Raw genomic sequence first — 19148 nt, 5'->3', positions numbered from 1 at the left:
ATAACGCAGGACAATTTGGGCGCTCGGGGGGTGCCCTGACTCGCGAACAATCGAAGGAACATGGCCATGCCCAGAAGAACCGACATCAAGTCGATCATGATCATCGGGGCGGGCCCCATTGTTATCGGTCAAGCCTGCGAGTTCGACTATTCCGGCGCGCAAGCGTGTAAAGCGCTGCGCGAAGAAGGGTACCGGGTTATCCTTGTGAACTCAAACCCGGCCACCATCATGACCGATCCCGGCCTGGCCGACGCGACTTATATCGAGCCGATCACCCCCGAGGTCGTCGCCAAGATCATCGAGAAAGAGCGCCCCGACGCCCTGCTTCCCACCATGGGCGGTCAGACCGGCCTGAACACCTCGCTGGCGCTGGAAGAGATGGGCGTTCTGGACAAGTTCGGCGTTGAGATGATCGGTGCCAAACGCGACGCCATCGAAATGGCCGAAGACCGTGCCCTGTTCCGCGAAGCGATGGACCGGCTGGGCATTGAAAACCCGAAGGCCGAGATCGTGACCGCCCCCAAGGATGCGGACGGCAAGAAAGACCTTGAGGCTGGTGTGGCACTGGCCTTGGAAACGCTGGAAACGGTTGGTCTGCCCGCCATCATTCGCCCTGCCTTCACGTTGGGTGGAACCGGTGGTGGTGTGGCCTATAACCGCGAGGATTATATCCACATTTGCCGCTCGGGTATGGACGCGTCCCCGGTGGGTCAGATCCTGATCGACGAAAGTCTGCTGGGCTGGAAAGAATATGAGATGGAGGTGGTCCGCGACACAGCCGACAATGCCATCATCGTCTGTTCGATCGAAAACGTGGACCCGATGGGTGTGCACACCGGTGACTCGATCACCGTGGCCCCGGCGCTGACGCTGACTGACAAAGAATACCAGATCATGCGCAACCACTCGATTGCCGTGTTGCGCGAGATCGGGGTCGAGACCGGCGGGTCGAACGTGCAATGGGCGATCAACCCGGTCGATGGCCGTATGGTCGTGATCGAGATGAACCCGCGCGTGTCGCGGTCCTCGGCGCTGGCGTCCAAGGCGACCGGCTTCCCGATTGCCAAGATCGCCGCGAAACTGGCCGTGGGTTACACGCTGGATGAGCTGGACAATGACATCACCAAGGTCACGCCCGCCTCGTTCGAGCCGACCATCGACTACGTCGTCACCAAAATCCCGAAATTCGCCTTTGAGAAATTCCCCGGTTCCGAGCCCTACCTGACCACCGCGATGAAGTCGGTGGGTGAGGCGATGTCCATCGGCCGCACGATCCACGAATCGATGCAGAAGGCGCTGGCTTCGATGGAATCGGGTCTGACCGGGTTTGATGAGATCGAAATCCCCGGCCTGAATGTGGGCCTGTGGGATGAGGCCGACGATAAGGCCACCGTCATCAAGGCCATCAGCCAGCAGACGCCGGATCGTCTGCGCACCATCGCGCAAGCCATGCGTCACGGCCTGACTGACGACGAGATTTTTGGCGTCACCAAGTTCGACCCGTGGTTCCTGGCCCGTATCCGTGAGATCATCGAGGCCGAACGTCAGGTCCGCAAGGACGGCCTGCCCGTCACAGAAGAGGGCGTCCGCAAGCTGAAAATGCTGGGCTTCACGGATGCGCGTCTGGGCAACCTGACGGGCCGGGATGAGGACAACGTCCGCCGCGCCCGCCGCAATCTGGGCGTACACGCTGTCTTTAAACGCATCGACACCTGCGCGGCTGAGTTCGAGGCACAGACACCCTATATGTACTCGACCTATGAGGCCCCGATGATGGGCGAGGTTGAGTGCGAAGCCCGCCCAAGCGACCGCAAAAAGGTTGTCATTCTGGGCGGCGGCCCCAACCGGATCGGTCAGGGGATCGAGTTCGATTATTGCTGCTGCCACGCCTGTTTCGCGCTGACCGAACAGGGCTATGAGACGATCATGGTCAACTGCAACCCCGAGACGGTCAGTACCGACTATGACACCTCGGACCGGCTGTACTTTGAGCCGCTGACCTTTGAGCACGTCATGGAAATCCTGACGAAAGAGCAGGAAAACGGCACGCTGCACGGTGTGATCGTTCAGTTCGGCGGTCAGACCCCGCTGAAACTGGCCAACGCTTTGGAAGAGGAAGGTATTCCGATCCTCGGCACCACGCCTGACGCGATTGATCTGGCCGAAGACCGTGAACGGTTCCAGGCGCTGGTCAACGAACTGGGCTTGAAACAGCCCAAGAACGGCATCGCCTCGACCGACGAGCAGGCGCTTGAGATCGCGGACGAGATCGGCTTCCCGCTGGTGATCCGCCCCTCTTACGTGCTGGGCGGTCGCGCGATGGAAATCGTGCGCGATATGGAGCAGCTGAAACGCTATATCAACGAGGCCGTCGTGGTCTCGGGCGACAGCCCCGTGCTGCTGGACAGCTATCTGGCCGGTGCCGTTGAACTGGACGTGGACGCGCTGTGTGATGGCACCGACGTACATGTCGCGGGCATCATGCAGCATATCGAAGAAGCCGGCGTGCACTCGGGCGATAGCGCCTGTTCGCTGCCGCCCTACTCGCTGTCGAAGGATATCCTCGACCAGATCAAGGATCAGGCATTCAAATTGGCCAAGGCGCTGAATGTCGTGGGCCTGATGAATGTTCAGTTCGCGATCAAAGACGATGAGATCTACCTGATCGAAGTGAACCCGCGCGCCTCGCGCACTGTGCCGTTTGTCGCCAAGGCCACCGACAGCGCGATTGCGTCCATCGCCGCGCGCATCATGGCCGGCGAAAAACTGGCAAGCTTCCCGATGCGCCCCGCGTATAAAGAAGGTCAGGACACCAAGATCGCCGACCAGATGACACTGGCCGACCCGGATATGCCGTGGTTCTCGGTGAAAGAGGCGGTGCTGCCCTTCGCCCGCTTCCCCGGTGTTGATACCATTCTGGGCCCCGAAATGCGCTCGACCGGTGAGGTCATGGGCTGGGACCGCGACTTCCCGCGCGCCTTCCTCAAGGCGCAGATGGGGGCCGGTATGGTGCTGCCCTCCGAAGGTCGCGCGTTTATCTCGATCAAGGATGCCGACAAGACGCCCGCAATGCTTGAGGCGGCGCAGGTGCTAACGGCACAGGGCTTTACGCTGGTTGCCACGCGCGGCACGCAATCGTGGCTGGCGGAACAGGGCGTGGCCTGCGACGTGGTCAACAAGGTCTATGAGGGTCGCCCCGACGTGGCAGACATGCTGAAGGACGGTCAGGTGCAACTGGTGATGAACACCACCGAAGGCGCGCAGGCAGTCGAGGACAGCAAGGCCATCCGGTCCATCGCGCTCTATGACAAGATCCCCTATTTCACCACCGCCGCGGCCAGCCACGCGGCAGCGCTGGCGATCAAGGCGCAGGCCGAGGGCGATGTTGAGGTCAAATCCCTGCAAGGCTGACCTCACCACCCCGCACCAGAATAAAGCAAAACCCCCGGTCGATGACCGGGGTTTTTCGTTTAAACAACAGGTTGCGGTCCGTTCTTGCGCCGATATTCCGGCAAGAAGAACACCATGTAGAACACGGGCGCGGCCACCATTGTCAGGATCGTGGCAAAAGCCAGCCCCCCCATGATCGTCACCGCCATCGACTTGAAGAACGCATCCGTCAACAGCGGTGCCATCCCCAGAATGGTGGTGATCGCCGCCAGCATCACAGGACGCAGACGCGAGACCGAGGCTTCAATGATCGACTCGCGCAGCCCTTTGCCCGTTGCACGGACAAGGTCGATCTCTTCGACCAGGACAATCCCGTTTTTGATCAGCATACCGGACAGACTCAGCAAGCCCAGCAATGCGGTAAAGGTGAAGGGCAGACCGGTTCCCAACAGGCCGATTACGACACCGTTGACCGACATCGGCACAAGCAGCCAGATAATGATCGGCTGACGAATGGCGTTGAAGATCAGTACCGAAATCAACACCATGATAAGCAGGCTCAAAGGAAGCTGTCGGCCAAGGCTTTCATTCGCGTCACCCGCATTTTCAAACTCACCGCCCCATTCCATACGATAGCCGGGCGGAAGGTCCATGGATTCAATGGCGCTGCGCACTTCCGAATGCACCTGTGCCGCAGTCAGGTCAGAAGGGATATCCGCCCCAACTGTGATGGTCAGCACCCTGTCCCGCCGGTGAACCAATGTGTTCAGGGCTTTGTATTCGAACCCATCAACCATTTGTTCGATGGGGACGAACCTCTCGGACTGGTCCGAAAAAACCACCTGATCAACGATCGAATAATCTCCGTCGGCTGGTCGTCGCAGAATAATCGGGATCAGGCGGTCGCGCTCGCGCAACGTGCCGCCCGATATCCCGTCTGTCGAGAACTGAAGTGTCGCGGCAATAGCCTCGCGCGTGACCCCTGCGGTCTGCGCCCGTTCGGTTGCATAGATCGGCTGCACCACCAGTTCTTTCTCGCGCCAGTCGTGGTGCACATTCAGCACGTTGTCCGACGCCTCTCGCATCCGCAAAACGGCCTCATCCGCAAGCTGCCGCAATACGGCCGGGTCACTGCCCGAGAAGCGTGCCTGAATGGGATCACCGCCACCGGGACCAAATACCAGACGCCGGGTTCGGAACTCGCCCTCGGGGAACTGGGCCGTACCGAAGGCCTCGAGCTCTGCCTGCAACGGCGGAATGTCGTCCAGCGTTTTGGTGCGAATGATCAGGTGACCGTAGCTGGGGTTAGGCTTTTCCGCTGAATAGGTCAGCAGGAATCGGGTCGCGCCCTGCCCGACAAAAGTCGTAACCGAGACAACATCTTCCCGCTCTGCCAGCCAGTCCTCGAAAACCCCCATATCCTGCGCAGTGCGCGAGATCGGTGTGCCCTGAGGCAATTTGTAGTGAACGAAGAATAGGGGCGTATTCGAGTCCGGGAAGAACTGCTGCTTGACCAGCCCGAAGCCCGCGAAACAGGCGGCTGTCACCCCGATCAGGCCAGCAATCACCAGCCAGCGGAACCGCAATGCCCAACGTAGAATAGCGCCGTAGATACGGAACATGATCCCGCCATAGGCGTCCACCGCGCCCTCTTTCCCCTGCTTGAAAAAGTAGTGGCCCAGCAGCGGCGTTACGGTCAGCGCCAGTACCCAGCTCAAAAGCAGCGAGATCCCGATGACGGCAAACAGCGAGAACAGGAACTCGCCCGTCGCATCGGGGCTGAGACCGATACCGGCAAAGGCCATGATCCCGATGATCGTCGCGCCCAGCAGCGGAATCTGCGTCTTGGAGGCAGCCTCATCCGCGGCATCGCGCGAGTTCTTGCCCCGCAACATCGCGATCTGCATACCCTCGGCGACCACAATGGCATTGTCGACCAGCATCCCCATGGCAATGATCAGCGCACCAAGCGAAATCCTCTCCATCTCGATCGAAAAAATCGACATGAACAAAAGCGTGCCGACAACCGTCAGCAACAAGGTCGAGCCGACGACAATCGCCGCTCGCCACCCCATGAACAGGGCCAACACTGCAACCACGATGGACACAGACAGCGCCAGATTCACGAGAAAATCATTCGACGCTTGTTCAACCACGACATGTTGCTGATAGATCGGCTGGATTTCGACGCCATAAGGAACCTGCGAATCCAATTCGGCGAACTTGGCGTCGGCTCGCTTGCCGACTTCGACAATATTCTCTGACGACAGGCCAGCAATGCCCAGTGTGAAAGCCTCGGACCCATCAAAGCGGATGATGACCTCGGGGTCGGTTTGGCGTCCGCGATATACGTCGGACATGTCGAACAGATTGATCACCTGCCCCTGTGACCCAACTGACAGCCCGGCGATGGCCGAAACACTGTCAGACCCTTCTGCTGTCAGAATGGTCGTGCGCTCGTCCTCTGACCGCACGGACCCCGAAGCGTTGACTGAGTCTGCGTTGGCGATTGCTTCGTTGATGGCCTGAATCGGAACATTCTGGTTCACGGTGATCGCCAGATCGGGTTCGACGAAAATAGCCTCTTCCGGCAGCCCCATCACTTCAACATCGGCCACGCCTTCGACAGTCAGCAATTCGCGCCGCAGAAAGGTTGAAAGCTCGTGTTTTTCGGCGTCTGAGAACCCCTCTGCGGTCACTGCGTAAAACAAACCGAACACATCGCCAAAGCCGTCATTGACCAGCGGTTGCCCAACGCCTGACGGCAGATGCCGGGCAGCATCGCGCATTTTGGCGCGCAGTTTGGTCCAGACTTCGGGCAATTCGGTGCCGTCATAGGTGGATTTGATCTCAACCTCGATCAGCGAAAATCCGGGCTGGTTGATCGAAGTGATCGTGTCGACCTCGCCCATCTGCTGAATGGCGGATTCCAAAGGCTCGGATACTTCCAGCGCCACTTGTTCAGCCGTGGCACCGGGATATTGAGTCGAGATGACCGCGTTCTTGATGGTAAATGCCGGATCCTCAAGCCGACCAAGCGAGAGGAAACCCCAGATACCACCTAACAAAGCGATCAGGATGATCAGCCAAGTGTAGATCGGGCGGTCGATGGATGCGCGTGCGATGTTCATCCGTCAGCCCTCAGTTCGCAAAGCCGACAAAGCGGCGCACCGCCTGCCCGTCGGTCAAGGCACCGCCCCCGGCAACCACGATCTCATCACCATTGTTCAAGCCCGTCAGGACGCGAACATCGCCGGATTGAGTTGGCTCAATCGTAACCGGTACACGGCGAATGGTGCCTTCATCCGCCCCAACAGGCGAAAATACCATGACGCCCAGCGCACCGTCCGCGTCAGCGACAATAGCCGTCGAAGGGACAATGATGCCTGTGCGCTGATCTTGAACCTGCACGTTAACCGTCACCGAAGACCCCGGCAGAATTTGCAATCCTTCGGGCGGTGTCAGACCAAACTGGATGCGAAATGTCTGTCCCACACTTGACGATTCCGCGTCAAACTCGCGAATCTGCAACGGGAAGACCTCGTCACTGACAGGGAACTTTGCGGTGATTTCGATATCATCCTGCTGCCGTGAACGCTGGAAGAGAATCTCGGGCACATCGACTTCGATCCGCAACTCGGACATGTCATGGATGCGCACGATTGGGGTGCCAGCCGAAACCGTGGTAAAGGACTCCACCGCCCGGCTTGATACCAACGCATCGAAAGGCGCGGTCAAAGTGGCCTGTTCCAGATCGTATTGCGCATCGCGCACTGCAATTTCGGCAAGTTGCGCGGCGGTTTCTGCATCATCTACGGCCACCTGGCTGGCAGCAGTCCCCCGCAACCGCGACAAACGGGCCAAGGTCCGATCCGCCTGATCCTTTTGCAGTACCGCCCTGTCATACCGGCGTTGGAACGGCTCCTGATCCAACTGGGCGATCAACCCGTCTTTCGGGATCACAAAGCCCTGTGTAACAGGAAGCTCGACAATCTGCCCCGCCACCTGAAACGCCAGATCGACCGTCTGGCGCGCTGCAACCCGCCCGAAAAACTGACGCGAAAACCCCGGGCTCGTTTCCTGTACAACCATAAGCTTAACGGGCTTTGCAGTTTCCTGTGCTGCCAAGGATGTGGCCAGAACGCTCAGAGCAAGGCTTAGAACTGTGAAAAGCTTCATTTCGTCAATCCCTCGGGTATTCCCGTTTTCAAGATGTTTTCCCGGATTTTCCGCGCCAGCCGAGCAAATTCGGCGGTTTCGGCATCGTTCAATCCAGAGGCCCGGTTAAACAGATCACCTGCCTCGGTTAATATTTTCTGCCGCATTTCCAGACCCTTGCCCGACAAAACCAACAGCCACGCGCGGCGATCCTCGGGATCGCGCTCACGCGTCAGGTATCCGGCCGCCTCGAGCGCGTCAGCCGTAGACGTGATGGTTGAAGGAACTGTCAACATATCTGCCGCCAGAATGCCCATACGTTTGGGCTGATCCAGCTTGATCAACATGTGGCATTCCTGTTGGCTGACCTCTACGTCGATGAGGTCAAGGCTTTCCTGCAGCTTCCAGTAGAGAGCATAGACTCCCATCATCGCCTGCATTTCGGGGCTGAGCCGCTTTACCAGCTCGCTGTCGTCAAGGGTCATTCGTCGAATCCGGTTCAGACTTCGTCTTTGCCATATACTTCGAAAAATGAAATATTCAATAACTGAAGCTGATTTACCCCAATCTTTGATATTCCCTTAGGTCAATCTACCTTGAACTAACCCCAAGTTGACTGCATTTTGGGCAAATTCGAGATATCCAGGGACGATCATGTACACGCCAGCTATCACCGGCACCGGTGTTTTCACGCCAGAGAATGTCATCACGAATGCTGAACTCGTCACCGCGTTTAATGCCTATGCCGACAAGATGAACGCCGAGAATGCAGATGCGATTGCCGCAGGCGAGATGGAGCCTATGCAACATTCGTCGGAAGAATTCATCCTGAAAGCCTCTGGTATCGAGAACCGGTACGTGATGGACAAAAGTGGTGTTCTGGACCCCGACGTCATGCACCCCCTACTGCGTCAGCGCAGCGATGACGAGCCGGGCATCATGACCGAGATGGCCGTTGACGCCTGCAAGAAAGCCTTGGCGCAAGCCGGGCGCACGGCGGAAGATGTTGATCTGGTCATCTGTGCGGCTTCGAACCACGAGCGCGCCTATCCCGCGATTGCGATCGAGATTCAGCAGGCTCTGGGCATAAACGGCTTTGGCTTTGACATGAACGTCGCCTGTTCTTCTGCCACGTTTGGTATTCAGGCGGCCGCCGACATGGTTAGGTCGGGCTCGGTCAAAAGTGCTCTGGTCGTGAACCCCGAGATTTGCACGGGACACCTGGAATGGCGTGACCGTGATTGCCACTTCATCTTTGGCGACGTCGCAACAGCCACGCTGATCGAGCGGATCGAGGACGCGGATGGCCCGCATTTCGAAATCCTTTCGACGCGTTGCGCGACCGAGTTTTCCAACAACATTCGCAACAACAACGGATTTCTGCGCCGTACCCGTCCCGCAGGACTTGAGGATCGCCGTGATATGCAGTTCATGCAGAACGGCCGGAAGGTGTTCAAAGAAGTCTTGCCGATGGTCAGCAAACATATCGCCGATCACATGGACGCCGAGGGTGTCAGCAGCGAAAACCTAAAGCGTCTGTGGCTGCATCAGGCGAACAAGACCATGAACGATTTCATCGGCAAAAAAGTTATGGGCCGCGAGCCTGCACCCGAGGAACAGCCCAACATTTTGCAGGACTACGCCAACACGTCTTCGGCCGGGTCGATCATCGCCTTCTCAAAATACTCCGACGACTTTGCAGAGGGCGAGGTTGGTCTGATCTGCTCTTTTGGGGCGGGTTATTCCGTTGGGTCGGTGATTGTAAAGCGCCACGGATAAGGCAAACAACCCGGCGAACCGGGATGACAGCGTTGGGTTGCCCCCGCTCGACACCTAAGGGCAGTAGTGTCAGCTCACGCTTTCTTCTTCAAGGTGCAGTTTCATTTCGATCAGCACCTGCTGCAGCAGGCTGGTTTCTTTGAGCAGCCGCTTTGCCTCGTTCACCGTAATAATGCCGTCTTCAATCGCAGCCTGATATTCGGTCATCAGCATCGCAAAACGCTGGCTCAACGCGATCACGTCAGAGTTCACCCCGCCAGTGCGCGGCGCGTCACTGTTTCGTCCGTCATAGGACAAGGTGATATTTTTCAGATCCGCCAAAGCCGACGTGACATGCGGAAAATTGGCCGTGGATTCCAAACGGGCAACGGCGTCGACTGGCATAAAGCGGTCGGCATGTTCGGCATTGTCAGAGTAGTAACGCCCAAGCGTCGCTTTGGATTTTCCGGTAATCTCGCACGCGGCCTCGATTCCGACATCCTTAACCAACGCTTCGGTATGCTTTTTCAGGTAAGCCCCAATATCCGCCATGTTCCACCCTCTGCTGCCTGCCTCCCCTCTGCACTCCTCGTTGCGGGGGAAAGGGAAAAGAAATTTCCCATAACCGAGTCATAATTCAAATGGCATATATTGGCTATCCCTCAGATATGCAGGGGTTTTGTGAGTGAGTGGCGGCAGTTCATGCCGAGTACGAGTGATTGTGGGGCGATTTTTGAAAGTCCCGCTTTGTTTAGGCCGCATGTTGGCCGACGACGTCGCTGTTGTTGTCGTTCGGGTATCCATCCCCTTTGAGCCTATGCTCGGCCCTGACAGTAACAACGGCGGCGTCGCTTCTATTGCGACACAAGATGGCTTGTCCGCACCGTTCAGGCGTTTTAGACCCGGGACCATGGCAAAGCTGTATTTCAATTATTCCACGATGAACGCAGGCAAATCGACTGTGCTGCTGCAAGCCTCGCACAACTATCGCGAGCGGGGCATGGACACCTATTTGATGACCGCCGCGCTGGACGGTCGTGCCGGTGTGGGCAAAATTGCATCCCGCATCGGGATATCGGCGGACGCCGACACATTCACGGCCCGGGACGATGTGTTTGCCATGATCGAAAAGCGATTGGCGGTGGGTAAGGTTGCCTGCGTGTTTATCGACGAAGCCCAGTTCCTGACCGAGGATCAGGTTTGGCAATTGGCGCGCGCGGTAGACGACCTGAAAGTACCGGTGCTGGCCTATGGGCTGCGTGTGGATTTTCAGGGACGTCTGTTCCCCGGTTCAGCTGCATTGTTGGCACTGGCTGACGAAATGCGCGAGGTCCGCACCATCTGCGCATGTGGGCGCAAGGCGACGATGGTGATTCGTCAGGACGAAAACGGAAACCCGATCACCGAAGGTGCGCAGGTACAGATTGGCGGGAACGAAACCTACGTCTCGCTGTGCCGCAAACACTGGCGTGAGGCTGTGGGCACTTAGACCGGGTTTGGCAGTGGGCGTCCGTCGACAAAGGCGGCGACATTGTCCAAGGCCATGTGCCCCATATCGCTGCGCACGTCTTCGGTCGCGGTGCCTAGATGGGGCAACAGAGTCACGTTCTCCATATCGCGCAGGGCTTGTGGGACTACAGGTTCGAACTCGTAAACATCCAAACCCGCGCCAGCAATCTGGCCAGAGTGCAGGGCGGCGATCAACGCGGCTTCGTCCACGACTTCTCCGCGCGCAATATTGATCAGTAGGGCCGACGGGTTCATTGCCTCTAGTATCTGCGCGTCGATCAGGTGACGGGTTTCCGCACCACCTGGGACCGCCAGGACCAGGAAATCGACCCGAGCGCCCAGTTCTTTCAGGTCAGGAACATATTCCGCCGGAAAGTCGATCTCTTTCTCGCTGCGGGATTGATAAAGGACCTGCATACCAAACCCAAAGTGGCACCGACGCGCGATGGCCTGACCGATGCGGCCCATGCCGACGATCCCAACACGCTTGCCCGTCACGTGGTGGCCCAGCATCTGTGTCGGATGCCATCCTTGCCAAGTGCCCGCCCGGACCTGCCGTTCCCCTTCCCCCGCACGCCGGGCGGTAGAAAGCAGCAAGGTCATCGCTATGTCGGCGGTGGCATCCGTGACTGCGCCCGGTGTGTTGGTCACGGCAACGCCTGCGGCCCGCGCCGCATCGACGTCGATGTGGTTATACCCAACCCCGAAATTTGCCAGCAATTTGCAGCGGGGGTTGGGCACCTGCGCAAATACCTGTTCCGAAAAAAGGTCGCCCAAAGTCGGGACCACCACATCAAATTCGGTCAGGGCACGCAGTATCTCATCCTGCGTCATCGGCAACGTGTCTTCGCGAAACTCGACATCAAACTCAGCCTGCGCGCGGGCTGTAACTGCTGCTGTCATGGGGCGGGCAATTAGCAGTCTCATCAGTGCATCCGCCCGCCAACTGGTACTTCACCATCAGGGCCGATCAGAACAATCTCGCCATTTTCATCAGGAAGGCCCAACACAAGAACTTCTGACATGAAGCGACCGATCTGGCGCGGGGGGAAGTTCACCACAGCCAACACCTGTTTGCCTACCAGCGTGGCCGGATCGTAATGCGCGGTAATTTGGGCCGAGGTCTTGCGCTCGCCAATCTCATCTCCAAAGTCGATCCACATCTTGATCGCGGGCTTTCGCGCCTCGGGGTATGGTTCGGCGCGGATGACCTTGCCGACGCGGATGTCGACCTTGAGAAAATCATCGAATGAAATCTCACTCACGAGACAGCTCCTTGGATCGGTCGGTGGCGGCTTTCACGGCACGGTGCAGCAGATCGGGGAAGCCTTCCTCTTCGTGCATCAACACCTCAAGCGCGGCCTGAGTCGTACCGTTGGGAGAGGTCACGTTGATCCGCAGTTGGGATGGATCTTCGTCGGCAGCCATCGCCAGCGCCCCCGCTCCGGCCACAGTCGACTTGGCTAGTTTCATCGCCAGATCGTGCGGCAACCCCTGCGCCTGACCCGCAGCAGCCAAGGTTTCGATCAGGTGAAAGACATAGGCCGGACCCGAACCGCTCAGGCCCGTCACTGCGTCCATCTGAGATTCGTCATCCAGCCGGACGGTTTCGCCAATGGCTGACAACAGGCCTTCGGCCAGCGCGACATCGTCACCCGAGGCCACAGAATTCCCGATCAGTGCCGTGATCCCCTGCCGGATCGCCGCAGGTGTGTTTGGCATCGCGCGCACGATTGGCGTGTCCGCGCCCAAAACGGCTTCGAATGTAGCAATCGACGTCCCCGCCGCGACCGAGATAAATAGGCTGCTGCCCCCGCCTAGCGCCTTGATCGCAGGCAGTGCCTCGCCCATCATCTGCGGTTTGACGGCCACCAGCACCACAGCGGGCGCTTCGGGCAAAGGTGTGTTGATGTTGACGCTCTGCGCCTTTAACCAGTCCGATGGATACGGGTCCACAACCCAGACCGATGACGCAGGAAGGCCATGCTCCAACCATCCGGCGAGCATGGCCGATCCCATCTTGCCGCATCCCAGAAGCACCAACCCCTGTTCGGCGACGCGTGACATATCCATGATTGCCCCTCCCCTGACTTGTCGGTTCGGGGCAAAGCTTTACGCGCGCCCGTAGGCCTCTGCAATGGCGACCTGCATCGCATCTTCGGGATCGCGGTTGCCCCATGTGACCAACTGGATCGCGGGGTAATACCGCTCGGCGCTCAGGACGGCCGCAGTGATCATCGTGTCAATTTGCTCGGGGCTGGCCATCTGTCCGCCAGCGAGAACCAGACCGTAACGATAGACCATCAGTTTCTGGTTGGCCCAATACGTGAACGCGCCCGCCCAGCACTGATCATTCATCTTGTTCAGCAGTTCATACAGTTCAGATTCACGCTCGGACGGTGGGTCCATTTCAAACGAACACACCATGCGCAAGGTTTCGTCATAGTTCGACCAGGCCAGCGTGATTGAGTATGTACGCCACTGCCCTTCGACAGCCATGGCGATCTGGTCATCCCCGATCCGGTCAAAGTCCCAGTCGTGGTGTTCAGCCAGGTGTTCAACAATATCTATAGGATGAAGATCTTCTTCGAGAAACTGCTCGGAAAGGGCCATAATGCCACCTCACTAATCTCTAGCATTTTGGGGCTGGCAGCGCCCCAGCGCTAGTTGCCTGCTCTACAAGCCGGGCTTCCCCCTTGGGCCTGTACTAAATATGGTGCGCTGCCAGTACCCGTCTGGCAACCCTATTTATTGGGGATAACAGCAATAAGTTGTGGACGAACGGTCACGGCGATCAAAATATTGGCGTCGCGTGCAGCTTTGTCTTGATTAAATTCTGCAAGGCGGCAAGATGCACAACACCGCACAATCCCTACCCGGATCGCGCGGCGTCTCTGTTGCATCGAAAACTTGGATTCGGACGTTACTTGTCCAGTTTCGCCTCAAGCGCCGCGATACGCTCTTCCAGCGCGGCATTCTCTTCGCGCGCTTTCTGCGCCATCGCACGGACCGCGTCAAATTCCTCGCGCGTCACAAAATCACGATCCGCCAGCCAGCGGTCGATCATGGACTTCATCGCATTCTCGGCCTCTTCCCGCGCACCCTGTGCCACGCCCATGGCGTTGGTCATCAGTTGGGATACATCGTCTAGGATCTTGTTGCGGGTCTGCATGGCTTTTCTCCGAAATCGCGGTTGATCCCTATATGGGTAAAGTTTGCGTCAGGCTCAAGGTTGACTTGCCCCATAAAGCACGGGCAATGAGACGCACATGCAGGCTGTTTTGAATTTCCCCGATCTGTCGCCCGAGTTGTTCTCGATCTCACTCTTCGGGATGGAGTTCGCGCTGCGCTGGTACGCGCTGGCTTATATCGCAGGCATCCTGATCGCATGGCGCTTGGGCGTGATGGCGCTGCGGCGGCCTGCCCTCTGGCCAAAATCGACCCCACCCATGAAGCCGGAACAACTGGAAGACCTGCTCACATGGATCATTCTCGGCGTCATTCTGGGTGGTCGGCTGGGATTCGTGTTGTTTTACCAACCCGCCTATTACTTGGCGAACCCGCAGGACATTCTGAAGGTCTGGCAAGGTGGAATGGCCTTTCACGGCGGGTTGCTCGGGGTGGTCGTTGCCTCTTACCTGTATGCCCGTCGCCACAAGGTTCCGGTATTGTCTTTGGCTGACCTTGTCGCGCACGCGGTTCCGCCGGGGTTGCTGCTGGGACGGTTGGCGAACTTCGTAAACGCGGAGTTGTGGGGACGCCCCAGCGAGCTGCCCTGGGCCGTCATTTTCCCCGGAGCGGCCGCACAGGATTGCCCCGGCGTTCTGGCTGGTATGTGCGCGCGACATCCATCGCAACTCTATGAAGCGGCGCTGGAAGGGGTGCTGCTTGGGGCGGCGCTGCTGTGGCTGGCCTATCGGCGCGGTGCGTTCAAGACGCCCGGTCTGATCATGGGTGTTTTCATGGCCGGTTATGGTGCCTCGCGATTTTTTGTCGAGTTCTTCCGGCAACCGGACGCACAATTCATCTCGCCCGGTAATCCGCTGGGTCTGGCGTGGCATGTCGGCGGCTATGGGCTGACAATGGGTCAGTTGCTGTCGATCCCCATGATCGCACTTGGGCTGTGGTTCGTGCGGCGTGCACGGGCGGCTCGATGACGCTGGCCGATCACTTACTTGCGCGTATTGCGCAGGACGGCCCGATGAGCGTGGCCGACTACATGACCGAATGCCTGCTGCACCCGACGCAAGGATATTACGCCACCCGCGATCCTTTGGGAGTTTCGGGCGATTTTATCACCGCTCCCGAAATCAGTCAGATGTTCGGCGAGTTGATCGGCTTGTCGCTGGCGCAGGCCTGGATAGATCAGGGCCACCCCGAGCGCTTTGTTCTGGCCGAACTGGGTCCGGGGCGTGGCACGCTGATGGCCGACATTCTGCGCGCCACCCGAACCATTGAGGGCTTTCACAGCGCCGCGGACGTCACCTTGCTGGAGGCTTCTCCGGTCCTTCGGCAAATCCAGTCAGACACCCTGAAAGGATACGCGCCACGTTGGATCGACTCGGTTGCCGACTTGCCCGAAGCACCGCTGTTTTTGGTCGCGAACGAGTTCTTCGACGCCCTCCCCATTCGTCAGTTCCTGCGCGACGGTGATGGATGGCGCGAGCGCTTGGTCGGACGTGAAGGCGAATCGCTGACCTTTGGTCTGGGGGCACAAGCATCTCAGGTGGCGCTGGCGGATCGGCTGGACGATACGCAAGACGGCGATCTTGTCGAACTCTGCCCATCCGCGATTCCGATTATCACCGTATTGGCGGGCCGGATCGCGACGCATGGCGGTGTCGGTCTTATTGTTGATTATGGCGACTGGCATTCACTGGGTGATACATTGCAGGCCATTCGCGCTCATGAACGGGCAGACCCTTTGCAGGCACCCGGACAGGCCGATCTGACCGCCCATGTGGACTTTGAGCCCTTGGCCACCGCCACACGTGCCGCCGGATGCGCCCACACGCGCCTGACACCTCAGGGGGTGTTTCTGGAACGACTGGGCATAACGGCGCGCGCGCAGCGGCTTTCTGCGACTCTCGGCGGGGACGAGCTTGATAAACTGGTTTCTGCACATCGCCGGTTGACGCACCCAGATGAAATGGGAAACCTGTTCAAAGTACTGGGACTCTACCCTTCCTATGCCACCCCCCCTCCGGGACTGGAATCATGACGCTGGAAATTCTGACTTCGGAAATGCTGTCCTCTGTTCGCCACGGGTTCTTCAGCCGTCGCGGAGGCGCGTCATCCGGCATATTCGCCGGGCTCAACTGTGGATATGGCTCCTCGGATCAGACCGAAGCTGTCACGATCAATCGCAATCGTGTCGCAGACGCCATGGAGGTTACGCCTGATGCAATGATCGGGGTCCATCAGGTCCACTCGCCGACGGTTCTGACGGTCGACGGCCCGATAAATGGGGAAAAGCCCAAGGCTGACGCAGTGGTGACATCGACGCCTGGTCTGGCGCTCACGATCCTGACAGCGGATTGTCAGCCGGTTCTGTTTGCCGACCCCGGTGCACAGGTCATCGGCGCAGCCCATGCAGGATGGAAAGGCGCGCTGGATGGCGTGTTGGAGGCCACGCTGGACGCAATGGAAGCGTTGGGCGCAAGTCGCGACAACACTATCGCAGTGATCGGACCGACGATTTCGCAGACGGCCTACGAAGTGGGTCCAGAGTTTCTGGATGACTTCGCTGCGGAGTCCCCCGATAACCTGCGGTTCTTTGCAAACGGCACAGGCGACAGGCTTCAGTTCGACCTGCCCGCATTTGGCCTGCACAGGCTTCGACAGGCGGGAATCGGTCAGGCCGAGTGGACTCGGCACTGCACCTATTCCGATCCTGAAAGGTTTTATTCCTATCGCAGGGCGACCCATGCCAAAGAAGCCGACTATGGCCGACTGATTTCAGCAATCAAATTGTAAACCAAGACCGAATTGTGGCGATATCGCCGCTTTTTCGCCACATTCTTTGTGTCTATCTGAGTCGGAACAATTTGATTTTTATTGTCCGCTCTCAGGTGCTTATCTGCCGATGCTCCAGCAGTGCGAGACAGTATGAAGAAAGAGGAGCTGCCAACCTTCAATTTGTCCTGAATTGATCCCGGATCAGCCTTATCGGTGCCTCAATATGGCGTCACATTGGCTAATCAGAGGGAACGGGGTGTCAAACCCCTGAGGAGCAGGAACACAAAATGAAGGTAAAATCTCGCTTTCTCAGCGCCGTTGTTGCGGCGAGCAAAGAGAAGGGGCTGGAGATGCCGTGGAAACACGTATCCAGCCGCTCGGTCAGGGTTGCGCGCCGCTTGGCGAAGCAAGGTTGATCGACATGCCCAGGGTGCCAAGCTGCCGGTCCCCAGGGCCAAGAAACACGCCGGAGGGGTGCTCCGGTCCGGTGTGTGGCCTGCCGCAGGTATTCAAAGCGGTCAGGTTCAGGGGCATGTGTGCGCCGGCAATTTTAGCCTGCGTTGGTGTGAGTTTGCTTGGGGGGTCAAAATGTTGGCCAAAGGTCTGCGGATTAGTATTTCATCGCGTCGTCGAATCGACCGCCGCCTTAGGGTCGCCCTTTCAATCAAAACAAAAAATAAGACTAATCAGACGGGTCTCTTTCGAGAGGTCACCCTGTCTGAGCGGGTACTAGAAGGGACGGAATAACTATGCCTATTCCACATTCGCTCTCACGGGCTGCCAGGAATGCCGTTGATACGTCGGCAATGCTGCAAGATGCCTCAAGGACGCCGAACAAACCCAAGGCGCAGCTGCGGCGCTATGAGGTCAGTTCACTGATGCCAAATGGAGACGTTTCGCAGACGCGGCACATCGCGCCTGCTTTGCCGATGTTTGAAGATGCATTCTGCGCCTTTACGCGCGGTTCGCTGGTTGAAACAAAGTCGGGTCCCTTGGCGATCGAAGACTTGCTGCCCGGCGACACCGTCCTGACGCAAGATGGGTCTTCGCAAACGGTTCTGTGGAAAGGTTCGGTCACTCTTATTCCTGGACGCGAGGATTCGCGCGGCCGCACTCGTCCCCTGACCCGCATCATGGCGGACACGTTTGGAATGCAAAAACCCCTGTCTGGCGTAATCGCAGGTCCGGCCGCGCGCATTGTCGGGACACCGGCCCATCTACGCCACTTGCACGGCAATGAAACGATTTTGACACCGGTCCACGAATTTCAGGACGGGATGAGTGTTATCGAAACCCTTCCACCCACTCCGGTCGAGCTGTTTCACATCTGCCTGAAGCGCCACTCGGTCATCAAGGTTGATGGGCTTCAGTTCGAAACTTATCACCCGGGGGTCAACGCTGTTCGGAAGATCAGCCACTCGCTGCGGGCAATCTATCTGAACCTGTTCGCGCATGTCGATTCGCTTAACGATTTCGGCCCGCTGTTGATGCCGCGCGCCGGTGACGGAGAGGTCGACGCGATCACAGCGTAAACACACCAAAACTGCTGCAAAGTGGGGGCTTTATGCAGATTTTACTAGGTTGGGCACTGTTCTTGCTCGTCACGGCGATTCTGCCGCCATGTTGTGCTGCGCATAAACGCGCGCGGTTCAAGCCATCCGGCTCATTCGTTCTTCCAGCACGTCAAAAGGAACGCCGGGCTCGTCCTTAGCGCCCCGGATCACCAGCGACGTTTTCACACTGGCCACGTTCGGAGTGGTCAGCAACTCACCTGTGAGAAATTGCTGAAAGCTGCTCAGGTCCGGGGCCACGCATTTCAGGATGAAATCGACTTCGCCATTCAGCATGTGGCACTCGCGCACCAAAGGCCAGTCGCGGCAGCGTTCTTCAAAGGCGCTGAGTTCGGATTCGGCCTGGCTTTCCAGCCCGACCATGGCAAAGACCTGAACCTCGAAACCCAGTTCGCGCGCGTTCACCTCGGCATGATATCCGCGGATCAGCCCGGATTCTTCCAACGTGCGAACACGTCTCAGGCAGGGCGGGGCAGAAATTCCCACGCGCTTTGCCAGTTCGACATTGGTCATGCGACCGTCTGCCTGCAATTCCGCCAGAATCTTGCGGTCAATCTCATCCAGCCGTGTCGCGACCATCAATTGCTCCTGATTTTTCGGTTGTTATATCAGCACCCCAAAGATGCGCAATAATCTTTCGCGCGTGCGCAATTTTCTTTATTTTCAATGTTCTTTTTTTGGGCGCTTTTCGCTGAGCGCATAGCAGATGTGTGACAGGTAGGGGCTTTAAGCGCCGGACTGTGGTCGTTATATCCATTCGCCAAGGGGCCGCGCGCCCATAATAGGCAGATCGAGTTGGGGGTA

Annotated in this window: 18 protein-coding genes; 8 read left to right on the top strand and 10 right to left on the bottom strand. The window is 58.2% G+C overall.

What is annotated here, in order from left to right:
- The first annotated feature begins 66 nt into the window (after positions 1-66).
- On the top strand, positions 67-3411 hold the full coding sequence (gene carB, locus ACR0MS_RS10320; protein WP_480572574.1) for a carbamoyl-phosphate synthase large subunit: 3345 nt from the start codon (positions 67-69) through the stop codon (positions 3409-3411).
- Between the two features lie 59 nt (positions 3412-3470).
- Here the strand turns inward: carB and ACR0MS_RS10315 are convergent, their stop codons facing one another.
- Genes ACR0MS_RS10315 through ACR0MS_RS10305 form a run of 3 tightly spaced genes read right to left on the bottom strand, consistent with a single transcriptional unit; the run spans position 3471 to position 8033 of the window.
- Positions 3471-6521: an efflux RND transporter permease subunit gene (locus tag ACR0MS_RS10315; protein ID WP_480572576.1), complete on the bottom strand. Its 3051-nt coding sequence runs from the start codon at positions 6519-6521 to the stop codon at positions 3471-3473.
- 10 nt (positions 6522-6531) lie between these two features.
- Positions 6532-7569 (bottom strand): efflux RND transporter periplasmic adaptor subunit, encoded by a 1038-nt coding sequence (locus ACR0MS_RS10310; RefSeq protein WP_480572578.1) that lies wholly within the window; start codon positions 7567-7569, stop codon positions 6532-6534.
- Positions 7566-8033: a MarR family winged helix-turn-helix transcriptional regulator gene (locus ACR0MS_RS10305; protein ID WP_480572580.1), complete on the bottom strand. Its 468-nt coding sequence runs from the start codon at positions 8031-8033 to the stop codon at positions 7566-7568. The genes ACR0MS_RS10310 and ACR0MS_RS10305 overlap by 4 nt, the downstream gene beginning before the upstream one ends.
- Before the next feature lie 169 nt (positions 8034-8202).
- On the opposite strand from ACR0MS_RS10305, the gene ACR0MS_RS10300 reads away from it, so the two are divergent.
- A complete protein-coding gene (locus tag ACR0MS_RS10300) occupies positions 8203-9327 on the top strand; it encodes a beta-ketoacyl-ACP synthase III (protein ID WP_480572582.1) in 1125 nt (374 codons plus the stop codon).
- 69 nt (positions 9328-9396) lie between these two features.
- On the opposite strand, the gene ACR0MS_RS10295 is transcribed toward ACR0MS_RS10300, so the two are convergent.
- The gene (locus ACR0MS_RS10295; RefSeq protein WP_480572584.1) at positions 9397-9858 is read right to left on the bottom strand and encodes a hypothetical protein; all 462 of its coding nucleotides are present in this window, start codon (positions 9856-9858) and stop codon (positions 9397-9399) included.
- Positions 9859-10216: 358 nt separating this feature from the next.
- On the opposite strand from ACR0MS_RS10295, the gene ACR0MS_RS10290 reads away from it, so the two are divergent.
- Positions 10217-10795 carry a thymidine kinase gene (locus ACR0MS_RS10290; RefSeq protein ID WP_480572586.1) on the top strand — a complete coding sequence of 193 codons (579 nt, stop codon included), beginning with the start codon at positions 10217-10219 and terminating at the stop codon, positions 10793-10795.
- Here ACR0MS_RS10290 and ACR0MS_RS10285 read toward each other — a convergent pair.
- The 5 genes from ACR0MS_RS10285 to ACR0MS_RS10265 form a co-directional block, all read right to left on the bottom strand.
- Positions 10792-11742, bottom strand: coding sequence for a 2-hydroxyacid dehydrogenase (locus tag ACR0MS_RS10285; RefSeq protein ID WP_480572588.1), 951 nt, complete (start codon positions 11740-11742; stop codon positions 10792-10794). The two genes, ACR0MS_RS10290 and ACR0MS_RS10285, sit on opposite strands and share 4 nt — an antisense overlap.
- On the bottom strand, positions 11742-12080 hold the full coding sequence (locus ACR0MS_RS10280; protein ID WP_480572590.1) for a tRNA-binding protein: 339 nt from the start codon (positions 12078-12080) through the stop codon (positions 11742-11744). Before ACR0MS_RS10280 ends, ACR0MS_RS10285 begins: the two co-directional genes overlap by 1 nt.
- Positions 12073-12888, bottom strand: a complete 816-nt coding sequence (gene proC / locus ACR0MS_RS10275) for a pyrroline-5-carboxylate reductase (protein WP_480572592.1) — start codon at positions 12886-12888, stop codon at positions 12073-12075. The genes ACR0MS_RS10280 and proC overlap by 8 nt, the downstream gene beginning before the upstream one ends.
- Before the next feature lie 39 nt (positions 12889-12927).
- A complete protein-coding gene (locus tag ACR0MS_RS10270) occupies positions 12928-13428 on the bottom strand; it encodes a type III secretion system chaperone family protein (protein WP_170753355.1) in 501 nt (166 codons plus the stop codon).
- Between the two features lie 310 nt (positions 13429-13738).
- Positions 13739-13987 carry an accessory factor UbiK family protein gene (locus ACR0MS_RS10265; RefSeq protein WP_170384762.1) on the bottom strand — a complete coding sequence of 83 codons (249 nt, stop codon included), beginning with the start codon at positions 13985-13987 and terminating at the stop codon, positions 13739-13741.
- A gap of 97 nt (positions 13988-14084) precedes the next feature.
- Here ACR0MS_RS10265 and lgt point away from each other — a divergent pair, with 97 nt between their 5' ends.
- The 5 genes from lgt to ACR0MS_RS10240 all read left to right on the top strand — a co-directional run bounded on the left by lgt (position 14085) and on the right by ACR0MS_RS10240 (position 18305).
- Positions 14085-14972, top strand: a complete 888-nt coding sequence (gene lgt / locus ACR0MS_RS10260) for a prolipoprotein diacylglyceryl transferase (RefSeq protein ID WP_480572594.1) — start codon at positions 14085-14087, stop codon at positions 14970-14972.
- The gene (locus ACR0MS_RS10255) at positions 14969-16036 is read left to right on the top strand and encodes a class I SAM-dependent methyltransferase (protein ID WP_480572596.1); all 1068 of its coding nucleotides are present in this window, start codon (positions 14969-14971) and stop codon (positions 16034-16036) included. Before lgt ends, ACR0MS_RS10255 begins: the two co-directional genes overlap by 4 nt.
- Positions 16033-16791, top strand: coding sequence for a peptidoglycan editing factor PgeF (gene pgeF / locus ACR0MS_RS10250; protein WP_480572598.1), 759 nt, complete (start codon positions 16033-16035; stop codon positions 16789-16791). Before ACR0MS_RS10255 ends, pgeF begins: the two co-directional genes overlap by 4 nt.
- A 269-nt stretch (positions 16792-17060) precedes the next feature.
- The gene (locus tag ACR0MS_RS10245; RefSeq protein WP_480572600.1) at positions 17061-17189 is read left to right on the top strand and encodes a hypothetical protein; all 129 of its coding nucleotides are present in this window, start codon (positions 17061-17063) and stop codon (positions 17187-17189) included.
- 333 nt (positions 17190-17522) lie between these two features.
- Positions 17523-18305, top strand: coding sequence for a Hint domain-containing protein (locus tag ACR0MS_RS10240; RefSeq protein ID WP_480572602.1), 783 nt, complete (start codon positions 17523-17525; stop codon positions 18303-18305).
- 117 nt (positions 18306-18422) lie between these two features.
- Here the strand turns inward: ACR0MS_RS10240 and ACR0MS_RS10235 are convergent, their stop codons facing one another.
- Positions 18423-18923, bottom strand: a complete 501-nt coding sequence (locus ACR0MS_RS10235) for an Lrp/AsnC family transcriptional regulator (protein ID WP_480572604.1) — start codon at positions 18921-18923, stop codon at positions 18423-18425.
- Positions 18924-19148: the final 225 nt, after the last annotated feature.

The organism is Ruegeria sp. CJ2, from assembly GCF_056536745.1.
Note: the sequence above shows the minus strand (reverse complement) of the source record. Positions and strands in the feature narration are given on the sequence as shown.